This is a genomic window from Ruminococcus sp. CAG:330, from assembly GCF_000437175.1.
Classification (GTDB): domain Bacteria; phylum Bacillota; class Clostridia; order Oscillospirales; family Ruminococcaceae; genus Ruminococcus_C.
Genome location: NZ_FR898048.1, coordinates 1 through 21,040, shown reverse-complemented (window position 1 = coordinate 21,040; position 21,040 = coordinate 1). Strand labels below are relative to the sequence as shown.

General features: G+C 55.6%; 22 protein-coding genes. 5 read left to right on the top strand and 17 right to left on the bottom strand.

The window, feature by feature from the left end; translation table 11 throughout:
• From QZL66_RS05725 to QZL66_RS05675, 11 genes are all read right to left on the bottom strand, one after another.
• The coding region (locus QZL66_RS05725) for a toprim domain-containing protein (protein ID WP_293601890.1) at positions 1 to 686 on the bottom strand (686 nt) is incomplete at its 3' end.
• A gap of 48 nt (positions 687 to 734) precedes the next feature.
• Complete coding sequence (gene dprA, locus QZL66_RS05720; protein WP_022410774.1) at positions 735 to 2,012, bottom strand: DNA-processing protein DprA; 1,278 nt, start codon at positions 2,010 to 2,012, stop codon at positions 735 to 737.
• 7 nt (positions 2,013 to 2,019) lie between these two features.
• The gene (locus tag QZL66_RS05715) at positions 2,020 to 2,826 is read right to left on the bottom strand and encodes a TrmH family RNA methyltransferase (RefSeq protein ID WP_022410773.1); all 807 of its coding nucleotides are present in this window, start codon (positions 2,824 to 2,826) and stop codon (positions 2,020 to 2,022) included.
• A gap of 80 nt (positions 2,827 to 2,906) precedes the next feature.
• Entirely contained in the window at positions 2,907 to 3,260 is a 354-nt protein-coding gene (gene rplT, locus QZL66_RS05710; protein WP_022410772.1) for a 50S ribosomal protein L20, read from the bottom strand.
• Positions 3,261 to 3,297: 37 nt separating this feature from the next.
• On the bottom strand, positions 3,298 to 3,501 hold the full coding sequence (rpmI, locus tag QZL66_RS05705; RefSeq protein WP_022410771.1) for a 50S ribosomal protein L35: 204 nt from the start codon (positions 3,499 to 3,501) through the stop codon (positions 3,298 to 3,300).
• A 15-nt stretch (positions 3,502 to 3,516) separates the two neighbouring features.
• Positions 3,517 to 4,035 (bottom strand): translation initiation factor IF-3, encoded by a 519-nt coding sequence (gene infC / locus QZL66_RS05700; protein ID WP_226943145.1) that lies wholly within the window; start codon positions 4,033 to 4,035, stop codon positions 3,517 to 3,519.
• A gap of 242 nt (positions 4,036 to 4,277) precedes the next feature.
• Complete coding sequence (gene spoIIR / locus QZL66_RS05695; RefSeq protein WP_022410769.1) at positions 4,278 to 4,910, bottom strand: stage II sporulation protein R; 633 nt, start codon at positions 4,908 to 4,910, stop codon at positions 4,278 to 4,280.
• A 229-nt stretch (positions 4,911 to 5,139) separates the two neighbouring features.
• Positions 5,140 to 6,222, bottom strand: coding sequence for a radical SAM family heme chaperone HemW (gene hemW / locus QZL66_RS05690; protein WP_022410768.1), 1,083 nt, complete (start codon positions 6,220 to 6,222; stop codon positions 5,140 to 5,142).
• Positions 6,219 to 6,560, bottom strand: coding sequence for a hypothetical protein (locus tag QZL66_RS05685; protein WP_022410767.1), 342 nt, complete (start codon positions 6,558 to 6,560; stop codon positions 6,219 to 6,221). Before QZL66_RS05685 ends, hemW begins: the two co-directional genes overlap by 4 nt.
• 214 nt (positions 6,561 to 6,774) lie before the next feature.
• The gene (locus QZL66_RS05680; protein WP_022410766.1) at positions 6,775 to 7,209 is read right to left on the bottom strand and encodes a hypothetical protein; all 435 of its coding nucleotides are present in this window, start codon (positions 7,207 to 7,209) and stop codon (positions 6,775 to 6,777) included.
• Between the two features lie 8 nt (positions 7,210 to 7,217).
• On the bottom strand, positions 7,218 to 7,667 hold the full coding sequence (locus QZL66_RS05675) for a DUF4869 domain-containing protein (protein ID WP_022410765.1): 450 nt from the start codon (positions 7,665 to 7,667) through the stop codon (positions 7,218 to 7,220).
• 207 nt (positions 7,668 to 7,874) lie between these two features.
• On the opposite strand from QZL66_RS05675, the gene QZL66_RS05670 reads away from it, so the two are divergent.
• A complete protein-coding gene (locus QZL66_RS05670; protein ID WP_022410764.1) occupies positions 7,875 to 8,408 on the top strand; it encodes a hypothetical protein in 534 nt (177 codons plus the stop codon).
• Positions 8,409 to 8,429: 21 nt separating this feature from the next.
• Positions 8,430 to 10,238 carry a translation elongation factor 4 gene (gene lepA / locus QZL66_RS05665; RefSeq protein ID WP_022410763.1) on the top strand — a complete coding sequence of 603 codons (1,809 nt, stop codon included), beginning with the start codon at positions 8,430 to 8,432 and terminating at the stop codon, positions 10,236 to 10,238.
• A 76-nt stretch (positions 10,239 to 10,314) separates the two neighbouring features.
• On the opposite strand, the gene QZL66_RS05660 is transcribed toward lepA, so the two are convergent.
• The 6 genes from QZL66_RS05660 to QZL66_RS05635 form a co-directional block, all read right to left on the bottom strand.
• Positions 10,315 to 11,352, bottom strand: coding sequence for a hypothetical protein (locus tag QZL66_RS05660; protein ID WP_022410762.1), 1,038 nt, complete (start codon positions 11,350 to 11,352; stop codon positions 10,315 to 10,317).
• A 169-nt stretch (positions 11,353 to 11,521) separates the two neighbouring features.
• Positions 11,522 to 13,120 carry an LCP family protein gene (locus tag QZL66_RS05655; RefSeq protein WP_022410761.1) on the bottom strand — a complete coding sequence of 533 codons (1,599 nt, stop codon included), beginning with the start codon at positions 13,118 to 13,120 and terminating at the stop codon, positions 11,522 to 11,524.
• Between the two features lie 26 nt (positions 13,121 to 13,146).
• Positions 13,147 to 15,624: a hypothetical protein gene (locus QZL66_RS05650; RefSeq protein ID WP_022410760.1), complete on the bottom strand. Its 2,478-nt coding sequence runs from the start codon at positions 15,622 to 15,624 to the stop codon at positions 13,147 to 13,149.
• Between the two features lie 10 nt (positions 15,625 to 15,634).
• On the bottom strand, positions 15,635 to 16,429 hold the full coding sequence (gene rlmB, locus QZL66_RS05645) for a 23S rRNA (guanosine(2251)-2'-O)-methyltransferase RlmB (RefSeq protein ID WP_022410759.1): 795 nt from the start codon (positions 16,427 to 16,429) through the stop codon (positions 15,635 to 15,637).
• Between the two features lie 144 nt (positions 16,430 to 16,573).
• Positions 16,574 to 16,825 carry a hypothetical protein gene (locus QZL66_RS05640; protein ID WP_022410758.1) on the bottom strand — a complete coding sequence of 84 codons (252 nt, stop codon included), beginning with the start codon at positions 16,823 to 16,825 and terminating at the stop codon, positions 16,574 to 16,576.
• Positions 16,826 to 17,046: 221 nt separating this feature from the next.
• Positions 17,047 to 18,576, bottom strand: coding sequence for a sialate O-acetylesterase (locus QZL66_RS05635; RefSeq protein WP_022410757.1), 1,530 nt, complete (start codon positions 18,574 to 18,576; stop codon positions 17,047 to 17,049).
• Between the two features lie 164 nt (positions 18,577 to 18,740).
• Between QZL66_RS05635 and QZL66_RS05630 the strand changes: the two genes are divergently transcribed.
• The 3 genes from QZL66_RS05630 to QZL66_RS05620 form a co-directional block, all read left to right on the top strand.
• Positions 18,741 to 19,334, top strand: a complete 594-nt coding sequence (locus tag QZL66_RS05630; RefSeq protein WP_022410756.1) for a flavin reductase family protein — start codon at positions 18,741 to 18,743, stop codon at positions 19,332 to 19,334.
• Positions 19,335 to 19,552: 218 nt separating this feature from the next.
• Complete coding sequence (locus tag QZL66_RS05625; RefSeq protein ID WP_022410755.1) at positions 19,553 to 20,263, top strand: ClpP family protease; 711 nt, start codon at positions 19,553 to 19,555, stop codon at positions 20,261 to 20,263.
• A 36-nt stretch (positions 20,264 to 20,299) separates the two neighbouring features.
• Positions 20,300 to 21,040, top strand: a 741-nt coding sequence (locus QZL66_RS05620; RefSeq protein ID WP_293601889.1) for a DNA translocase FtsK 4TM domain-containing protein, incomplete at its 3' end; no start/stop codon positions are given.

Sequence of the window (21,040 nt, the reverse complement as noted above, 5' to 3'; positions counted from 1 at the left end):
TCGGCTGCCGCCTTATCCGGAATCTCTGTCTTGTCCACTCGTTCGCCGTCCACACGCACCAGCTTTGCCCCGAACACCTTGCGGGAGGGCGGTGCGCAGAACTTGCCGTCGATTGACCAGTATTCCTGCGGCACAAATGCACGGATCTCGTTTTCCCGATCCACCACCAGACGCACTGCCACCGACTGCACACGGCCGGCGGAGAGTCCGCGGCGCACCTTTTTCCACAGGAACGGGCTGAGCTTATAGCCCACCAGACGGTCTAAGATCCGGCGTGCCTGCTGGGCGTTGACCAGATCCAGATCGATTTTGTGGGGGTGGCTCATTCCCGCCTGAATCCCGCTTCGGGTGATCTCGTTGAATTCCACACGGTCGTCTGCATTCATATCCAAATGCAGCAGCTGTGCAATGTGCCACGAGATCGCCTCCCCCTCACGGTCCGGGTCGGTCGCCAGATAGACACGGTCGCACTTTTTGGCGTGCTCCTTGAGCTTCTTGATGACGTCCTCTTTGCCCTTCATATCGGTGTACTGCGGCTGGAAGCCGTGTTCCACGTCCACGCCGAGCTTAGACTTTGGCAGATCACGAATGTGCCCCATGGAGGCGATGACATCGTAATCCTTTCCCAAATATTTTTGAATGGTTTTCGCCTTTGCCGGCGACTCCACAATGACTAAATTTGACATATCTCTCTTACTATCTCACTGGTGCAGATCTCTGCACAGGCTCCTTTCCTACATAATCCGGAATTGTTTTCCGGGAAGCCGTGTAATCACGCCGTTCAGTTCCAGAATCGTCAGCGTTTCCGTCAGCTGTTCCATCTCCATGTCCACCGCTGCCGCAATAGCATCGATGTGCATGGGGGAATTCTCCCGCAGAAGCTGGTAGATCCGGCGGCTTGACTCGTCCAGTTCCTCCAGCTCCGCAGGTGCCTCCGATTCCGCCGGTTCCGGCAATTGCTCCGGTTCCGGTTCGGCAGGCAGCGCTGCCGGAACCTGCGGCATTTCCGGGGACTCCGGCGGTTTCTTCGCCTTTTTCTCTTTCTCTTGCGCTTCCTCGCCCATCGTCATGACCATACTGTCCGATTTGCTGCGGTCTTCGTCATACAGCACAGACCCGTCAATCTGGTGAGCGTGGTTGGTATAGTATTCATAGACGATGTCACGACAGTCAAAGACTGGAATGGCACCGTCCCGAAGATATTTTATCACACCCTGATACTGTTTGTCAAATATGTTTGCCGGCGGCACACAAAAGACATCCCGTCCCTGCTCCATGGCGTTCTCCGCCGTGATGAGTGTTCCGCTGCGCTGGGGTGCCTGAATCACAAGCGTTCCCATAGTCAGTCCGGAGAGCACCCGATTGCGGATGGGAAAGTTCGCCGGCGAAGGCGGTGTTCCCGGCAGAAACTCAGAGAGAATCAGTCCGTTGGCGGTGATCTGCTCCTTCAATTCAAAGTGCTGCTGGGGATAGGCGATGTCCAGACCGCAGCCCATGAGGGCGACGCTGGGCTTTCCCGCCTCCAGCGCACAGCGGTTGGCGATGATGTCAATGCCGACGGCAAATCCCGTGACCATCACAAAGCCCAGCTGCACCAGATCCCGGCACAGCTTCCACGCAACGCTGCGGCTGTACTCCGACGGATGGCGGGTTCCCACCACCGTTAGAGAGAGCGTCCCGCGCAGCACGGAGAGATCCCCCCGATAGAAGAGCAGCACCGGCGGATTCACAATGGCAAAAAGTTCCTCCGGATATTCCGGCTCGCCATACCACAGAATCGAGATCTTCTGCTTCTCGCACCGTGCCAGCACCTCGTCCACCTGCGCCGCATGAATCTGATGCATCCGCCGGACAACATGGGACGGCAGCCCCTGCTGGCTGGCGCCGGACGAATCCCGCAGGGCTTCACACGCTTTCTGAGGCGTTTTCCAGTGGTGGAGCACCGTCCAGATCTTGGGGCTCGCCGTCCCGAACACCATCAGCAGCCACAAAAGGCAGCGTATTTCCTCCATGGCGCTGTCACCTCTTCTCTGCCTTTGCCGCTTCCCACAGGATAATACCTGCCGCCATGGCTGCATTCAGGGACTCGATCGTTCCGTGCATGGGAATGGTCACACGGCGGTCACAGGCTGCGGCGACCTCCGGCGGCAGACCGTTTCCCTCGTTGCCGATGACGACTGCCGTTCCGCCGGAAAAGGCACACGAGCCGACCAGCTCCGCCGGTCCGCTCACAACAGCTGCGCAGCTCTCCACGCCGGCAGCACGGCATGCGTCCAAAACCGGTGCGATTTCCGCCGTGCAGCAGATCTGCATCCGAAACAGCGACCCCATGGTGGCACGCACCACCTTGGGGCTGTAGATATCGCAGGAGGCGCTGTAGATCACGCCGTCCAGTCCCAGCGCATCTGCGGTGCGCAGCACCATGCCGGCATTGCCGGGGTCCTGAAGCTGGTGCAGCACGGCGTAAATGCCGCCGGCGTGAACGAGGTCGCACAGTGCCGGCTGCTGGGGCATCCGGCAAATGGCATAGACCCCTTGGGAGTGTTCCGTCTGGGACAGCTCTTTCCCAAGCTCATTTGAAATAAGCGCACAACGAGTTTCTCTCAAATCAGCCTGGATCTGCTCCGCCTGCCAGCGTGCATAGCCGTCCTCTGTCCAGAACAGATGGGTGAGCGCCGCACCGTTTTTCACAGCGTCCCCCACCAGCCGCAGTCCCTCCAGAACGAACCGCTGTTCCCGCATGCGTTCTTTCCGGCTGGAGGCGAGCTTGCGGTAGATCTTGACTGCCGCATTTTCCCGTGCAGAAATTTTCAGAAATGGTTCCATGATTCTCCTTCCGGCAAAAACTCCGCCGTATACAACAAAACACGCTCCGTATGTTGCAGAGCGTGTTTCGCGTTCGTTCCTTAGAGAGCAGCCTTTGCCTGTTCTACGATAGCAGTGAAGCCTGCTGCGTCATGAATTGCGATCTCAGAAAGCATTTTGCGGTTCAGGGTGATACCAGCCTTCTTGCAGCCGTTCATGAACTGGGAGTAGTTGATGCCGTTCATCTTGCAGGCTGCGGAAATACGAGTGATCCAGAGCTGACGGAACTCTCTCTTCTTCTGCTTTCTGCCGATGTACGCATAATTGCCGGACTTCATAATGGCCTGTTTTGCCATCTTGAAGTGCTTGCTCTTGCTGCCCCAGTAGCCCTTTGCCAGCTTCAGGGTCTTATTTCTTCTCTTGCGAGTCATCATTGCACCTTTAATACGTGCCATAGTTCTTTACCTCCGTTTTTTCTGAATCCGACCAATCTTACAGATACGGCATCAGCTTTTTCAGTGCCGGTGCATTGGTGCTGTCTGCGATACCAACAGTACGTGCAATTCTCTTGCGCTTGGTATCCTTCTGTGTCAGTCTGTGTCTTTTATTGGTCTTCTGATACTTCACTTTTCCGGAAGCAGTCATCTTGAAACGCTTCTTTGCGCCGGAATGTGTCTTTGTCTTGATCTTTGCCATGGTGATTCCTCCTCGTTACTTCGATGCTTTCGGTGAAATGAACATGACCATACTACGGCCTTCCATTTTCGCAGGCTTCTCAACAACACCGACCTCTGCACACGCTTCCTTGAAGCGTTCCAGCAGCTCTTCGCCGATTTGCGGATGCGCAATCGCACGCTTACGGAAGCGAACGGACACCTTCAGTTTGTCGCCGCCCTGCAGGAATTTCTTCGCCTGATTGATCTTGGTTTCAAAATCGTGGGTATCGATGGCGGAGAACATACGGATCTCCTTGATCGCAACGACCTTCTGATTTTTCCGTGCCTCTTTTTCCCGTTTCTGCTGTTCAAAGCAATACTTTCCGTAATTCATGATACGGCACACCGGCGGCTTCGCCTGCGGTGCGATCTTCACCAGATCCAGGTCTTTTTCGTAGGCAAGTTTCTGCGCATCTTTTGCAGACATTGTTCCCAGCTTTGTTCCATCCTGGTCGATTACCAGAATTTCTCTGTCTCGGATCTCTCCATTGATCTGCAGCTCTTGTTTGCTGATAAGCCAGCACCTCCAAACATGTTAATTCCAAACAAAAAAAAGCGTTCACATCGCTGCGAACACTCCCATACTTATCTCTACTGCGGCACGCCGTTATGCCAGAGGCACGGCAACCGATTCGAAATATTGACCGTTTCGGCAACAGACCAAACGGTGAGAACGGCAATGCTCTTCTTTGTTTACTCTATGCAGTTTAGCACATTTTCAGACGCTTGTCAACCGTTTCTCTCACTTTTTACAATTTATTCATTTTCAAAAACATTGTGCAGCCGTGCAGTCATGTGTTCCAGCCACTCCACGCATTTCAGCTTGACACGATACTGCTCCGGATGCTCCAGCAGATCCTGCTGCGCCTCATCGAAACTGGTCTGTTCCGTCTGGCGGTCGCCGTCTGCGCTCCACGCATTGGGAACGCACAGCGCCGGATACATGACGCACCACCAGTTCTGCCCCTCTGCCTTTCCAATGGTAATGCGCAGGGCATCGTACTCGCCGGCGGGCATGGTGAGATTGCCGTATGTCCGATCATCAAAGGACATGTTCACCAGCTTTGCCTGCACGGGATAGTCATAGCCCTCCTCCCGCACAGAATCCGCTGCAACCTTTTCCAGCTCCTCCAGATGCTCCGTGATAATCTCTTCCACCGCCTCCAGGGACTCCCCAGGATGGGTCAGAAGTTCGCCGGCATACGTCAGCACCTTGTCCCGCACCTTTAGCTTCAGCGCCTGATCGTCGATGCTGTCGGAGTTTGCCAGCACGTGCAGGCGCAGCACGTTTTCCTCCAGCTTGCTGCGGCTGTCTGCCGTCTTTGCCAGAGAGGAGCAGCAGATGCTCGCTGCCAGTCCCAAGAGAAGTGCCAGTTCCAGTTTTTTCATATCTCTCACCTCGGTGAGAGTATGCACCGGACAGCGTGGGTTTATACAAGGGCAACACCGCACAAAGCCCGCTGAAAGGCTTTGCACGCAATCTGCTTGCCGATTTTCCGTCATATCGCACAGAAATCCCTTGACATACGGCAGTATGCCTGCGGAATTTCTATACAATCTGCCGAAAAATCGAACAGCGCATCTTACGCACAAGCTTTGTGCGGTGTTGCCCAAAGGCTTATCCCAGCAGCTCCGCCAGAATCGTATTCGATACCAGAAAGCCCTCCGGCGTCATGGAAATCCGGTCGTCAGTACGGCGCAGAAAGCCCAGACGGCAAAAGCGCTCCACCTCCGTCTGCTTTTCCGCCAGCCAGTGCGCCGGAATGCCTTCCGTCAGGCGCATCCCCAGCATGATCTGCTCCTCCGGCGTACAAGGCTGTGCGTCCTCCAACACGGCTTGCTGCACCGGCTGCGCCAGGAAATCCGCCGTATCTGACGGCACAAAAAAGCGCTTTCCCTCCCAGCAGGAGTGCGCTGACGGGCCGATGCCCAGATACGGCACACAGCGCCAGTACTTGCAGTTGTGCCGGCTCTCGTAACCGGTCTTGGCGAAGTTCGAGATCTCGTACTGGCGGAAGCCAGCCTGTTCCAGCGTTCGAACCGTTTGGAGATACAGGTCGGCTGCGGTGTCCTCATCGGGGCATTCCTGCTCCGCATGCTGCCGGGCAAACGGCGTTCCCGATTCGATTTTCAGCAGATAGGCGGAGATGTGCTGAATGGGCAGCTGCGCCATCTGTTCCAGCGTTTCCGACAGCTCCGCCGGCGTTTGCTTTGGCAGCGCCAGCATCACATCACAGGAAATGTTCCGGAATCCTGCACCGGCAGCCGCCTCCACCGTATCCAATGCCTCCTGCGCCGTGTGCATTCGTCCGAGACGGCGCAGCTGTGCATCCGACAAGGACTGCACCCCCAGAGAGAGCCGGTTCACGCCGGCAGCACGCAGACGGCGCAGGTTCTCCGGTGTCAGGGTTGCCGGATTTGCCTCCAGGGTGATCTCCGCATCCGGCGGGATCGAAAAACACGCCGCCGCACAGGCGAGGATCTGCTCCAGCTGTTCCGGCGCAAGCAGCGAGGGTGTGCCACCGCCAAAATAGAGCGTGTCCGCCACCACGGTGTTGCTGGTGTAGTACCGCAGGTTCCGGCAGACTGCCTCGGTATACGCCGCCATCTGTTCCGGTGTTGCAGGAGCGGAGTAGAAATTACAGTAGCTGCACTTGCGCCGGCAAAACGGCACGTGGAAATATAGCCCGATACCGCTCATTTCTTGTAGGCGTCGTTGCGAATCGCCTTGTCCAGCGGGCCGATGAACGCATCAAACAGACGGCACAGCACATAGGCTGCCACAATGGTGATGACAGTATAGATGTATCCCCAAACCGAGACATCGGCAATTTTAAAGTACAGGTAGAAAACGATGACCACAGCGATCAGGTAGACAATGGCGCTGAAGATCATGGATGCCTTGCCGTTGACGCAGCGCAGGCCGCATTCCCTGCAGACTCTGCCCCGTGTGTGGTATCCGCCGGCGAACGCCTTGGTGATAGGGTTGAAAGATTTGCTGCCGCAGTGAGGGCAGGTGTAAATGGACTTGTGTTTCATGAAAGTCGGTTCCTTTCCCGGTGCACTGGGTGTGCACGTTGCAATTTGTCTTCCATTATACCGAATTTCCGAAAAATTGTCAAGATTTTGGGAGAAACGGCAAATGCATATCCGGTGCGCTAATTCGCTTGTCAGCTACGGACAAAAGCGAGCTGTCCGTTCCTCCCTGTTTAGAGCCTGTCTTCACAAGAAATATCTGCGGATTTCCGAGCGTTCACAATTGCCTGAACAATTGCGGCCCCCGGTTCCAGCTGTTCATGCGCCTTACTGCTACTCTATTATTTTCATATTTCACCTCATATTTTCCAAAAACTCCGAATCTGTATTGATAAGGCTTCTTTGTGCTGCACAGCAGGATTTTATTACTGTCTATGATATAGTCCAACAAATTTTGTGTTAAATACAAATCAGCATTGTCCAGAAGAATGACTTCTTTGTTATCGCACAAGCTGATTAACTGATCTGCCGTGTAATCCATTTGTCTGTCATCAAAATATATGGTACGAATGTTATTTGAGACGAAGTATTCCTGTATCGCACCAAACGCGAATGTCTTCCCTGTCCCAGAATATCCGGTAAACAAACTGATTCGATCCTGTATATCAACGTCAAAAACAATTCCGCTGTATTCTTTGGTGAATTGAATCATATTTTGTCTTACCCCCTCTCTTCCTTTTCTACCGCACATAAAAACTCATAGAAGTTTCGGTATGCTTTTCCTTTGTATTCTATATGGCAGTCCGGCGCTCCGCAATAGACCAGACATGGCATATCCCATATGACATGTCCATCTGTCACTCTCGGCAGGAATTGAAGCACATTATCCCCGCATCCGCTTAAATCAAAACAATCATCTGGGTTGTTTAATATGTTTAGTATCGTCTTTGTTCCCGTGCTAAGTACCTGCTTACTCAAGCTTCCAAGCGCCTTAGTTCTGCCCAGTACTGTGAATTCTGATACATATTGCGCTTTATCAATGGTATACAGTATTTCTCTTGTGAATGCATTATTTTGTAATACGGTATGATAATTGAAGTACGTGTCATTATCTCTCACGATTCTAATCCCCTTTGGCACTTCATCGCATGTTCTATAAATTTTTAGCATGTTAAGCAACACCTTTCAATATTTGCACGGATATCGGATTTATCTCATATTCATAGTATCCGATTCCCTGGGGTTTGTCAAGCGGTGCAGCAAATTTCAAAAAATCCAGACTTTACAAGCAGCGCTTTTTTTGGTATAATATAAGGTATTCAAGAAAACACCGCACAAAGCCTGTTCGGCGTTTTTCAAGACCTGTGAGGTGCGTCCATGGAATATTTTGAAAATACCACCCGGCTGACCGAAGAGGGCTATCTAACCGTGCTCCGCATGACACGCCGAAAGCAATTTCTGGTGTACCGCATTCTCAGCGCTGCGCTGATGCTTCCCCTTGCGGAACGGCTCCTCTTTTTTCTCATCATGCGAATCACCGCCGGAACGCCGTTTCAGCTAAAGCCCATCGACATCCTGTTTACCCTGCTGCTCATCGCCGGACTCTTTCTCTGGACGGTTCCCGCCCGGCAGATTCGAGAAAAATTCAGCCATACCCGACAAAAGATCGATCTGCAGGCAGTCAATCAGTACACGTTCCTGCCGGAGGAGATCCGCATGATGACGACCTCCTCGCTGGAGAAATACCGCCTGCAATATCAGGAGCTCACCTGGGTGCGGAGCAACGCCCATTGGATCGTCCTGCGCTTTGAAAAACGCGGCTTCACCATGCTGGTAGACAAGGCCAGCTTTACCCGTGGAAGCGCCGCAGACTGTCTGGCGTTTCTGCGCCGAAAAATCAACGAAGGATAACTTTGAGAGGAAGAGAACTGCATGAAAATGGATCACATCCGCAATTTTTGTATTATCGCACACATCGACCACGGAAAATCCACCCTTGCTGACCGCATTCTGGAACAGACCTACACGGTGGCAAAACGTGACATGGAGGACCAGATTCTGGACAACATGGACATCGAACGGGAACGTGGCATCACCATCAAGGCACGTGCGGTTCGCCTGCACTACCGTGCCAAAGACGGCGAGACCTACGTCTTTAACCTGATCGACACCCCCGGCCACGTGGACTTTAACTATGAGGTTTCCCGAAGCCTTGCCGCCTGTGAGGGTGCTATTCTGGTTGTCGATGCCTCTCAGGGCATCGAGGCGCAGACGCTGGCAAACACCTACCTCGCCATCGAACATGATCTGGAGGTAGTTCCGGTAGTCAACAAGATCGACCTCCCCGCTGCCGATCCGGATCGGGTTTGTGAGGAGATCGAAAACGTCATCGGCATTCCGGCAGAGGATGCGCCCCGTATCTCCGCCAAGGCCGGCATCAACATCGAAGCTGTCATGGAGCGGATTGTCACCGACATCCCCGCTCCCAAGGGAGATCCGGATGCCCCCTTACAGGCGCTGATCTTCGACAGCTACTATGACGCATACAAAGGCGTTGTCATCTATGTCCGCATCAAGCAGGGCACGGTCAAGGTGGGCGACGTCATCAAGCTCATGGCAACCGGCGCAGAATTCACCGTTGTGGAAGCCGGCTATATGACCACCAACACACTGATCAACGACGGACAGCTTTGCGCCGGCGAAGTCGGCTATCTCTCCGCCTCCATCAAGAGCATCGGCGACACACAGGTCGGCGACACCGTCACCCACGCCGACCGTCCCTGCGCAGAGCCCCTTGCCGGATACCGCAAGGTCAACCCCATGGTATTCTCCGGCATCTACCCCGTGGACGGCGCACGCTACGGCGATCTGCGGGAGGCGCTGGAAAAGCTCCAGCTCAACGATGCCTCCCTTTCTTTCGAACCGGAGACCTCTATTGCACTGGGCTTTGGATTCCGCTGCGGTTTCCTGGGACTGCTGCACATGGAGATCATTCAGGAGCGTCTGGAACGGGAGTACAATCTGGATCTGATCACCACAGCCCCCTCCGTTATCTACCGTGTCACCATGACCAACGGCGAGGTGCAGTTCATCGACAACCCCACCAACTATCCGGATCCGGCACTGATCCAGTGTGCCGAAGAGCCTATGGTAAAGGCAGAGATCCTGACACCCTCCGACTTTGTGGGCAATGTCATGGAGCTTTGTCAGAACCGCCGCGGTATCTTTGAGAACATGCAGTACATCGACGACACCCGTGTCTCCCTGCACTACACCCTGCCGCTGAACGAGATCGTCTACGACTTCTTTGACGTGCTGAAATCCCGCACCCGCGGCTATGCCTCTTTCGACTATGTCCTCAGCGAGTACATGCCCTCCAAGCTGGTCAAGCTGGACGTTCTCCTCAACGGCGAGATCGTGGACGCTTTGTCCTTCATCATCCACGCCGACAAGGCATACGAACGTGGCAGAAAGATCGTAGAGAAGCTGAAAGAAAACATTCCGCGCCAGCTGTTTGAAGTGCCGGTACAGGCTGCCATCGGCGGAAAGATCATCGCCCGTGAAACCATCAAGGCAATGCGGAAGGATGTCCTCGCCAAGTGCTACGGCGGCGACATCACCCGAAAGAAAAAGCTGCTGGAGAAGCAGAAAGAGGGCAAGAAGCGCATGCGCCAGCTGGGCTCTGTCGAGGTGCCGCAGGAGGCATTCATGAGCGTCCTCAAACTGGACAGCGACAATTGATCGCTTTTCCCTATAAAAAATGCAACGGACGAGAGCCATTGGCTCCCGTCCGTTTTTTGATGATTTTAGGTACTTTTTAGAGCACGCCGGCATCCCGATGAGCAGCCATCTCGTCGTAGTGATCCATCAGTTCCTTGATGTGCGGGTCATTGGTCAGACCGTGCTGCATGTGCAGATAGAACCGTGTTGCCGACAGTTCTTTCTTCTCAATGGCCTCCTTTGCCAGCGCTGTAATGACGCCGACCACATCCGGATTTGCGCCCGGCTTCATGTTGTAGTGCTCGAACGCCTCTTCCACCTGCTCCCGTGTGGGCGGTGTGATCTTCTTTTTGGTGATGGTGTAAATGTGGTGCAGTTCGCCCGGCACAAACGGATGCTCTGCATAGATCAGGCTCTCATAATAGAAGCAAACCGCACGGTCATAGTCTTTGACCTCCACGCAGTAGAAGCCCAGATTGCAGTAACAGTGGGAGATCTGCCGGGGTGTCACGGCGATTTCCAGCGCCTCCTTGGTGACCGACAGCAGCTGATCCGGCTCATTCAGCACCTTGTAGCACTCTGCCAGTTCAAAGTAAGCGTCCACATTCATGGGGTTGAAGCGGATTGCGTCATTGATGACACGCACAGCCTCCTCCGGACGGCGCAGTTCAATGAGATTGTAGCCGTGGAGCAGCACCATACGGGACAGATCGAACCACGGGCGCACCAGCTTCTTGGAGGGCTGGTAGAAATACAGATACAGCTGATGTTCCAGCGGATTGCGCAGGCTCAGATACATCTCGTTCTCCGTCTCCCGGTAGTTCATGCGAATCTTGGTGTAGATTGCCTCGGTCAGGCGGAAGGACTCCTCCACCTTCTTCTCCTCCAGCAGCTGCTCCGCTTCGTGGAACATCACGTCGATGCGCTTGCCGTCGATGTACATCATCTTATCCAGCAGGGCACGCTTGTCCTCCGGCAGAATCTCATACGCCAGATCAGCAATGGCACTCTCGATCTCCTTGCCGTCCTTGGTGCTGCGGTACTTGTCCGCCTGCGATTCCAGATATACCATATCGACATTGTATTCCCCAGTCAGACCCTCCCGGATCTGTTCCATAATTTCTTTTACTGTCATAAATTGAAAGCTCCTTTTTCCCTGCGGCACCATGCCGCACTCGTCTATTGTTTCTATTATACAAGAGATTCACCAAAATTGCAAGCCTTTTTGAGAAAAATTCGCTGAAACAGAAAACAGGCAGCGTTTCCACTGCCTGTTTTGGGAAATATTGTGATCTTTCAATAATTTACTCTGAGGCAAACACGGTGTCTTTCAACTCCTGCTTTGCCGCATCAAAGTCGATTTGCAGCACGTCCTCACCATCGATGTTCACACCGCTGAACGTCCCGTCCTCCGGAATGCGCTGCTGCTTCAGGTCGCTGGTGGCGAGCTTCAGCGGCGTTGTCACGGCATAGCCGTACAGCTCGCCAGCGGAGAGATTGGTGGTCATCTCCGGCAGCGCAGACATACAGATGGATGCCAGCCGAAACGGATTCTTAGTGGCTTTCTGCATCACCTGCTGCATGACCATGCGCTGGCGCTCGGTGCGCTCAAAGTCGGCATTGCCTACGTAGCGGATACGGCTGTAGGAAAGCGCCTGCTTCCCGTCCAGCGTCAGCGTTCCGCCGCTGCTGAGGAGATCGTCCTCCCGGTCGTCGCCCATGATCTCGTTGACCTCGCTGATGAGAATTTCGTTGACTGCCTGTGCCTCGTCATCGGACAGCTCCAGCTTCACACCGCCCACGGCATCGATCATTTTGGCGCAGGCAGCGAATGTAATCATCACATAGTCATCAATGCTGATGTCATAGTTTTCCTCCAGCGTGTCCATCAGCAGCTCCGGCCCGCCGTAGGAATAGGCGGCATTCAGCTTGCCGTAGCCATTGTTGGGAATCTCTACGTACACATCCCGCATAAATGAAGTCATGGTGATCTCCTTGGTGCGGGAATTCATGGAAACCAGAATCATGGAGTCCGACCGCCCCTGCTCCTCGGAGGGGTCACGGGTGTCCGTGCCGATGACCAACACATTTTTCACATAGGACTCCTCCATGCTGCCGCTGGTCACACTGCGCTCACCGGCTGCCACACGGTTCATCTGCAAAATACCCACCATGGCGATGGCGGAATACAGCAGGAACACCACGATGACGAGAATCAGAATGGTCTTGACCAGCCGTCCAAGAAAGGAGTGATTCCGCCGCCGCTTCCGGCGGGAGGAACTGCCGGAGGATACCGGTGCGCTGCTCCGTGCAGGCGCACTCTTTCGTGCAGACTGTGCTCTCGCCGGCTGCGCCGGACGGGAGGCATGCTGCTGTTGAGGCACACGGCTTCTCTGCTGCGGCGAACTGCTCCGCTGCGGTGCGGCGGGACGCTGCTGCGGCTGTCTGGGAGCGCTGCTGCCCTGTGAATAACCGCCTTGGGGGACATATCCGCTCTGACCGTAGCCGCCTTGGGAATATCCGGCTTGTCCGTAACCGCCCTGCGGATACCCCTGATTGTATCCGTCCTGCGCATAGCCGCCCGATTCGTAACCTGCCTGACCATAACCGCCCTGGGCGTAGCCCTCCTGTCCATAGCCTGCCTGTCCGTATCCGTCCCGGGCATAACCGTTCTGATTGTAACCGTTCTGACTATACCCATCCTGGGCATAGCCTGTCTGTCCGTAACTGTCCGGTGCATAACCGCCCTGCACATATGGATTCTGCGCTGCCTGCCGCTGCACCTGTCCGGCGTCGATCTGTCTGGTGTCGTATTGATCGGTGGACTTTCCGGTAGCGGCTGCGTGGAAGAACATGGTTTCCTCGCCGTCCGTATTTCCGCCGTTTCTATGAGATTTTTCCATATCGGACTCCTTTCCGGTTTCGCTTCTTATCGAATGCGCACTGCAAGCGCCGTAATTGCTGTTAAAATCAAATGATAGAGGAAGAAAAACTGTGCGTTGATCTCGCTGTATGCGCCGGTGAACACGTGAATCAGTGCCAGAGACAGGCCCAGCAGCGATGCCACAACCTGTAAGATCATGCCGGTCACCGCACTGCGCCGTACTTTACGGGAACCAACCAGCAGGCGTGCTGCGCCAAAGCCGGAATCTCCCAGCACCATCGAAGCGCTGACACAGCCCAGGTCAGCGGTCTCCCGCTGGAACAGATTGTGCATAGAGGCGGGAAGAATCTTCATCAGGTGCTCCGGAAACTGGAAAAGTGCCGAGAGCCGCCGCAGGGAAACTGAGCTGTCCATGCTGCGAATTACCAGTGAAATGTTCTCCTGTTTCAGCGCCTGCATCTGTTTTTTCACAACGGGGTCCGCCGTGATCTGCACGCAAAACATCGCTGAGAGCACACCGCTGATGGAGAGATACAGCACATCACCGTTGCCCTCCGCCAGCTCCGCCTCCCGTGTCTTGGTGGGAAGTCCCTCTACCTTGTGCTCCGCCATCATCTCTCTGCCGCCGAACAGCACACGCCGGTTGGCGATCCATCCGCACAGCCCCAGGCCGTCCTCATAGACAAAGTCGTCCACCTGATGCAGCTGTTCCCGCTCCGGAATCATCTCCGCAAAGGCAAACTTCAGGATGCTGCCGGCACGGTAGACCAGACTGGCTGCATCCAGCAGCACGTTGTCCACCTTGGCGCCGGAGAACACTTTCAGCCCCTGAATCCGAATCGATCCCTTGGGGAACAGATCACTCGCCTCTGCCAGCAGGGCGTTGGTGTCGTAGAAATCGTCCACGCTCTGATAGCCCAGCATCACACTATTGCTGGCTGCTGCCTTTTTCGACTCCCGCTCCAGCGGAAGATTGACCACCAGCGCACTGCCCACACAGCATCCCGCCGTCAGCAGCGCCGTCAACAGCGAGAGGAAAAAGCTGAACCACAGCATGTTAAACGAAACGCCCATGCGAATCAGCGAGATTCCCACGGCGACCACCAGCGAACCGCCGGAGTAGAGCGCCGTCATAGGACGGCAGAGAGTGTCGGTCAAATCGTTGGAATACGTATACCGCAAAAAATCACAGAGCGAATCCACCTTGCGCACAGAGGTGACCACCGGATAATCGCTGATGAGTCCCCGTGTCAGCAGGTCCGCCGTCTCCTCCTGGGAAATATAAGAGAGCACACGCTTCTGCTCCAGACGGGTCATCACATTACAGCTGCGCATAGCACGGCGCACCACCAGAACCCGTCCCACGGCGTTGCAGAACAGCGCCAGCAGGGCACAGGGCAGGAAAAGATGGATCGTTTCATTTTCCAGCACCTGCGGTGAGATCACCGCCAGCACTGCGCCGGCAATCGCCGGAAGCAGAGGAAGCACTGCCATGCTGTCGCTGTTAGCGTGCAGACGCAGAAGATTCCACAGTCCGCTCCGCACCGTAGGAAAAGCAATCGCACCGCCGGCAACACCCATTGCCAGCTGCAAAATGGCATAGCTGCGCAGGCTGAGGTGACTGGAAACAAGGGTGAGAATACCGCCTGCGGCATTTTCGCCAAACGCCAGCAGTCCGCCGAAGACCGTCAGCAGCAGCAGCGCCAGACAGCGGAGCAGCACCACATTCCGCAGCTTCAGCAGGGTGCTGCGCACCTGTGTCATGTCGTCCGGTGTGGTCTGAGTGGTCTCCTCGGCTGCCATGCGGGTGCGAATCCGCCGCGGCGCACTGCCGGAACGGCTGGACTCCTTCTGTGCCTGATAGTAGAAGTCCTCTTCCTCCTCCCAGTTGTGATGAGAGGTCGGTTCGGATGCTCCGGCAGCAGAATCCGGCCGCTGGAAAACACCGGTCATGGACTCCTTGGCATAGGAGGCATCTGCGCCCTTTTTTCTCCGGCGCTTCTTCTGTTTTTTCTCTCTGGCACGTGTGGAATCCGCCATCTGCCGGATGTTCGGACGATGCCGGTTCTTGCTCTCCGAAACATCCTCCTCCACCTTGACAGCGCCGTCATAGGCGGAGATGCCGTCGTCAGCATAAGTATTGCCAGCCGCTCTTGCATTGCCGGCGTTCACAAAGGAAACCTGCTCCCGCTGTAAACTCTGAGTGGGAAACCGTTCCCGCATCACCGGCGATGCCGCAGCCTCCTGCGCACGCTGTGCACTCTGCGCCGCCTTGATGTGGGAGATGGTGGACTTGATGTCCACCAGTTCCTCCTCCGGCTGAGGCGGCTGCTCTGCCACATGGCGGTAACCGCCGCTGCCGCTGGGCATCGGCCGATCGGAGGTCGCCGCATTCAGCAGCTTTTCCGTTTCCAGCTTGCCGTGTGCCAGCGGTCTGTCGTCCGTTTTCTGAATGCCGGAACGCTTGCCGTCCGGCGTATATTCGCTGAGAATTTCCTCCAGCGTAAATTTCTGATCTGCCATATGCCGCTCCTTATGTACGTGCAGTGCGCTGACGCACTGCCTCATACAGGAAGATGCCGGCGGCGACAGAGGCGTTCAGGGAGTTGACCTTGCCACGCATGGGAAGGCTCAGCTTGGCGTCGCAGGTCTCGCCCACCAGCCGCCCCATACCGAAGCCCTCTGAGCCGATGACAAATGCCGTACCGCCGGTGAAATCCGCATCGGTGTACGATGTGCCGGCAGCATCCGTACCGTAGATCCACACGCCGTGTTCTTTTAGCTGCTCCATGGCGGAGACCAGATTGGAAACACGAGCCACCGGCAGCCAGCTTGCCGCACCGGCGGAGGTCTTTCCCACGGTCAGCGTCAGCGAGGCGCTGCGGCGCTTGGGGATGATGACACCGTGTGCTCCGGCAGCCTCTGCCGTCCGGATGATCGCCCCCAGATTGTGGGGATCCTGAATGCCGTCACAGATCACCAGCAGCGGCGGTTCGCCCAGCCCTTCTGCCGTTTTCAGCAGATCTTCCAGGGAGACGTACTGCCCGCATGCGCCGTCTGCCGCCACGCCCTGATGCACGGCACCGCCGGTGAGCTGGGACAGCTTTGCCTCGGTCACGATCTTCACAGGGATTCCGCGGGATTTCGCCAGTTCCACGATTTCCTGCAAACCGCCACTCTCCTGGCTGACATAGACTGTATCGATCTGCGCCTCGCTGCGCAGCGCTTCCATCACCGGATTGCGTCCGGCAATGCGATCCTCCTGCGCCTGTGTGAGTTCCGGCGCACGTGCTTCCCGTGAACGATATGGTTTTTTGGAATTTTTCAATGTTTCTTACTCCTTTATCTCTTTCTCTCATTGTTCAGCATTTCCGTTTTTGCTTCTGCCTCTTGCAGAATAGAACTATTATAACATGACACATCCAAAAATACAAGGGGAAACCTGTCTGGAAACGGAAATTTCCAGTGCAGTTCAAAGAAAAAACAGGATCACCGCCGCCGTCCCCACACTGCTGCCAACCGCCAGCAGCAGCATGGGCAGCCAGAGCCGTGTCCGCTTTTTGGCGGACGGCGAGATCTCCTGTAACAGAGCGTCCGCATCCTCCTGCGAGACCTGCGGCGGAAGCTGGGTGATCCCCGGCTTCAGGTAGAACACCGCCCGTTCAAAATACAGGCTGTCCGGATGATTGATCTCCAAAATCTTTTTGTGTACGCCTTTTACCATAACACATGCTCCTCTCTGCGTTTTTCCGCACCAAAAGTATGTGCATTTTATGACGTTCTAATCATTTCAAAACTATCTTTTTCACAGCGGAAAAAGCGCATGGGGAAAAACTGTTGAAAGTCCTGTGGAAACTGTGGAAAATCTTGAACATTTCCGTAGCTTCCGCCATTGTGGAAAATTCGGCGAAATTCCGCACAGGCAGACAAAAATCCGCCATATTTTTATCCCTGCAAAAGTGGAAGCACCGCCGGCGTGGTACGAAATGGCGCTGCCGGAATTCCATTTGCCCCGAACAGCGAGACCGGCCCGTAGTTTTGCCACGCATAGCGTGCGGAAACCGGCACCGGAACCTCCGCACAGGTCAGGCGGACACTGGTGCCGTCCAGAACCGCCTGCGCCGGATGATACACGCCGTCTGCGCCGGCAAGCTCAAAGCCCAGCGGCTTGCCGTGGAACGTCATGCCCTGACCGTGGTCAAAGAACACAGTCAGGCTGCCGTCCTGCACCACACTTCCGGCATACAGCGGGCCGAACGCCTCCAGTTCTGTTTCTCCGTAAACCAGATGGCGTGCCTGCAATGCCAGCCGGTGCGCCACCGGTTTCTTGTCCGTGGGGTGAATGTTGCCCATCTCTCCGCAGTCCAGCGCAACGGCGATTCCCGTGTGTTTGACCGTGCGGAACACGTTCATCTGCGCCTCCCGCAAAATGCACCAGGTACCGGTTCCCAGCGTGTCCTCATAGGCAAACATGGGCAGCTGCACCAGCAGAAACGGCAGCGTGTCGTCCTGAAACTCCTGCCGCCACCTTGCGATCATGGTGCAGAGCAGCGAGGCATACGTTTCTGCCCGAAAGTCGTCGTTCTCCCCCTGATAATACCAGAATCCCCGAAGGGTGTACGGCACGATCCGGCGCAGCATGAAGCGGTACATACCGGCGGGACGAAACGGGCTTTTGATGCCCATGGGGCCGGGCCAGCGGTTTTCGCCGCAGCGGCGGATGACCTCGTCCCACTTCATGTTCCCGTCCTCCTGATAGCACTTCTCCATGCGCTCTGTCCACGCCGCATGGTACACCAGATAGTCGTCATAGGCAGCGATCATCTCCGCATCCGTCTTTCCGGCGACGGCATCCTGATAGTCTTTCAGATAGGGATGTCCGGCAGCGTGCCGCTCCAGATCCTCCTCCGGCATCCAGCAGCTGACAGAAGAACCGCCATAATTGCAGCCGACGATTCCCACCGGAACACCAAGGCGCTGTGCCAGCTCCTGCGCTGCCCAGTACGCCACCGCCGACCACACGCCAGCGGTTTCCGGCGTGGCGAGCTCCCAGCGGCTCTCGGCAAATTCCTGCGTATATGCCACATCGGGAAATGTGTTTCGCGGCACACGGAAACAGCGCACACCGGATTCCGCACAGTGCTGCAGTGCCTCCGCACCGCCTTTGGCATCCTTGAGCATAAATTCCATGTTGGACTGACCGCCGGCAAGCCATACCTCCCCCACTGCCACGTCCGTATAGGCCAGCTGATTCTCTGCGCCAGCGACCTCCAGCGTCATCCCGGTCCCCGCTGTCAGCGTCGGCAGATAGACACACCATGTGCCGTCCCCGCCGACGCAGCCGGAAACCGTGCGGTTCTGCGCCGAAAGCGAAACCCGTACCGATTCGCCAGCGGTTCCTGTTCCAAAAACTGCAACGTTCTTGTCCCGCTGCAATACCATGTGATCTGTAAAAATAGGGGCTGTCTGTATCATTTTATTTTCAACCCTTCCAAATAACTGCGATGCCTCTATTATACCTGATTTTTCTCTGCGCTGTCAACGAGAATCCGCAGCGGATTTTGGATGTATCATTGACATTCTGCGTGTCCCATGGTACAATACAGAAAAAGAACCGTAAAAAGGAGAACCGAATAACTATGGCAAAACAACATTGGAAGGGCAGCGTCCTGCTGGCACCGGTACCGCCGACACTGGTCAGCTGCGGCACCATGGAATCCCACAACGTCCTGACAGTGGCGTGGACCGGCGTTCTCGCCACCCATCCGCCCATGACCTATATTTCCGTCCGTCCCACCCGCCATTCCTACGGCATCCTCATGGAACAGCGGGAGTTTGTCATCAATCTCACCACCTCCGCCATGATGAAAGAGACGGATTTCTGCGGTGTGCGCAGCGGAAAGGACGTGGACAAGTTCCAGGTCTGCCATTTCACGCCGGAGCCGGCGCAGACCGTTCAGGCACCCCTCATTGCGGAGTGTCCTGTCAATCTGGAGTGCAAGGTCACCGCAACGCAGGAGATGGGAACACACACCGTCTTTTTCGCCGAGATCACCGGTGTCAATGTGGAGGAAACCTATCTGGACAGCAAGGGAAAGCTGAACTTGCAGCAGTGCGGTCTGATGGCATATGCCCACGGCGAATATTTTGCGCTGGGGCGAAAGCTGGGGAACTTCGGCGACTCCGTGCGGAAGCGGAAAAAGAAACCGCAGCCCGGAAAAAAGAACGGCTGAACGCATTTCCCCGCACTTCAAAAAAATCCCGGTGCAGCCCCCGATTCTCACAAACATCGACGAGATATCACTTGACTTTTCAAGGGTTTATGATATAATATAATATAAAAAAGTATAAGAACCGCACAAATCACGTGCAGCTGCATAAATGCCGGCGCTTCGGGTATGCTAACTCCATGCATTCCAAGGACTTTCAGCCATGCGAAAGGAGCGTCAGCGTGACAACACAAAACCACGAAGCGTCCCCGTCCGGTTCGGAGGAACAGCTGGATCAGGCAAAGATCATTGAGGAAACCGGCGGTGTGCGTCCGCAAAACGCACGCCATCTGATTCACTGCCTCTCCGTCATCGGACAGATCGAAGGGCACAGCAACCTGCCGGAGGACACCAAAACCACCAAGTATGAACACATCCTGCCGGCGCTGGTCGCCATTGAGCAGGACCGCAGCATTGAGGGACTGCTGATCCTGCTGAACACCATGGGCGGTGATGTGGAAGCCGGTCTTGCGATCGCTGAGATGATCGCCGGTATGCGGACTCCCACCGTTTCTCTGGTGCTGGGCGGCGGACACTCCATCGGCATTCCGCTCGCCGTCAGCGCAGATCTCTCCATGATCGTGCCGTCCGCCTCTATGACCGTGCATCCGGTGCGAACCAGCGGTCTGGTGCTCGGCGTTCCCCAGACAACACGCTATTTTGAAAAAATACAGGAGCGCATCACAGGCTTTCTCCTCCGGCACAGCCACGTCACCGAGGGCGGTTTGCGCCAGATGATGATGAACACGCAGGAGATGGCGACCGATATGGGCACAGTTCTCTCCGGAAAGGAGGCCGTTGCCTGCGGACTCATCGACCGCATCGGCTCGCTGCACGAGGCCATTGAGGCGCTCTATCATCAAATCGAAACACAGGAGCCACGGTATTGCTGAGCCGTTCGGGGACTTCTGCGAAGAAAGGGAAATGTATTGGCTAACAAGAAAAAAGCTTCCAGAGCCTCGTCAAGCTCCAAACCCAAACGAAAAAAAACAGCCCCCGCCAGGCCTGCCGCTGCCAAATCCAAGACAGCCAAGGAAACAGCACTGGAAAAGCTGAACCAGCAGCAGCACGGGAACTCCAAGTTTCAGTCGGTCATTCTGTTTGCGTGCGCCGTACTGTTCTTTCTGGTCTCTTTTATCCAAGGCTCCGCCGGCTGGAAATTCCTGCACTGCGTGGTGCGGGGAATATTCGGGTTCTCGTTTCTGCTGGTGCCGTTTATTCTGCTGCTGTCCGCCTACCGGACGGAAAAGCAGTCGGACACACCGCTGCTCCGCCGATTTCTCTACGATCTGCTGCTGACCGTCATCGTCAGCAGCTTTGTACAGATCATCTTTGTGGGCGACATCGAAAAGAAAAACTTTATCCGTGCCATCAGCTATCTCTACAGGACCGGCGTGGAAAATGCGTTCCAGAGCGGCGGTGTCATCAGCGCCATTCTCGCCTATCCGCTCATCCGGATTCTCGGGGCGACCGGCGCACGGATCACCATTGTGATTCTGCTGTTCCTCGCCATCATGAAATTTTTGGATCTGAGTATGTCCCAGCTATGGGGCTACATACGCCTGCCGTTCCGCAAGCTGCGGGAGCTTTGGAATCGGGATGCGGAGTGGGCGGAGGACGCTGCGCCGGAAGAAGAACCGGCAGAAGAGCCGGAAGTCTTCCTGCCGCAG

Excerpts from the sequence above, each read along its gene's own strand:
- QZL66_RS05715 (WP_022410773.1), bottom strand. The coding sequence starts at position 2,826 with ATGGAACCATTTCTGAAAATTTCTGCACGGGAAAATGCGGCAGTCAAG.
- QZL66_RS05630 (WP_022410756.1), top strand. The coding sequence starts at position 18,741 with ATGGCAAAACAACATTGGAAGGGCAGCGTCCTGCTGGCACCGGTACCG.
- QZL66_RS05650 (WP_022410760.1), bottom strand. The coding sequence starts at position 15,624 with ATGGCAGATCAGAAATTTACGCTGGAGGAAATTCTCAGCGAATATACG.
- QZL66_RS05660 (WP_022410762.1), bottom strand. The coding sequence starts at position 11,352 with ATGACAGTAAAAGAAATTATGGAACAGATCCGGGAGGGTCTGACTGGG.
- dprA (WP_022410774.1), bottom strand. The coding sequence starts at position 2,012 with ATGGAGGAAATACGCTGCCTTTTGTGGCTGCTGATGGTGTTCGGGACG.
- QZL66_RS05670 (WP_022410764.1), top strand. The coding sequence starts at position 7,875 with ATGGAATATTTTGAAAATACCACCCGGCTGACCGAAGAGGGCTATCTA.
- hemW (WP_022410768.1), bottom strand. The coding sequence starts at position 6,222 with ATGAGCGGTATCGGGCTATATTTCCACGTGCCGTTTTGCCGGCGCAAG.
- QZL66_RS05635 (WP_022410757.1), bottom strand. The coding sequence starts at position 18,576 with ATGATACAGACAGCCCCTATTTTTACAGATCACATGGTATTGCAGCGG.
- rpmI (WP_022410771.1), bottom strand. The coding sequence starts at position 3,501 with ATGGCAAAGATCAAGACAAAGACACATTCCGGCGCAAAGAAGCGTTTC.
- QZL66_RS05655 (WP_022410761.1), bottom strand. The coding sequence starts at position 13,120 with ATGGAAAAATCTCATAGAAACGGCGGAAATACGGACGGCGAGGAAACC.
- QZL66_RS05685 (WP_022410767.1), bottom strand. The coding sequence starts at position 6,560 with ATGAAACACAAGTCCATTTACACCTGCCCTCACTGCGGCAGCAAATCT.
- spoIIR (WP_022410769.1), bottom strand. The coding sequence starts at position 4,910 with ATGAAAAAACTGGAACTGGCACTTCTCTTGGGACTGGCAGCGAGCATC.
- rplT (WP_022410772.1), bottom strand. The coding sequence starts at position 3,260 with ATGGCACGTATTAAAGGTGCAATGATGACTCGCAAGAGAAGAAATAAG.
- QZL66_RS05680 (WP_022410766.1), bottom strand. The coding sequence starts at position 7,209 with ATGATTCAATTCACCAAAGAATACAGCGGAATTGTTTTTGACGTTGAT.
- QZL66_RS05640 (WP_022410758.1), bottom strand. The coding sequence starts at position 16,825 with ATGGTAAAAGGCGTACACAAAAAGATTTTGGAGATCAATCATCCGGAC.
- QZL66_RS05675 (WP_022410765.1), bottom strand. The coding sequence starts at position 7,667 with ATGCTAAAAATTTATAGAACATGCGATGAAGTGCCAAAGGGGATTAGA.
- lepA (WP_022410763.1), top strand. The coding sequence starts at position 8,430 with ATGAAAATGGATCACATCCGCAATTTTTGTATTATCGCACACATCGAC.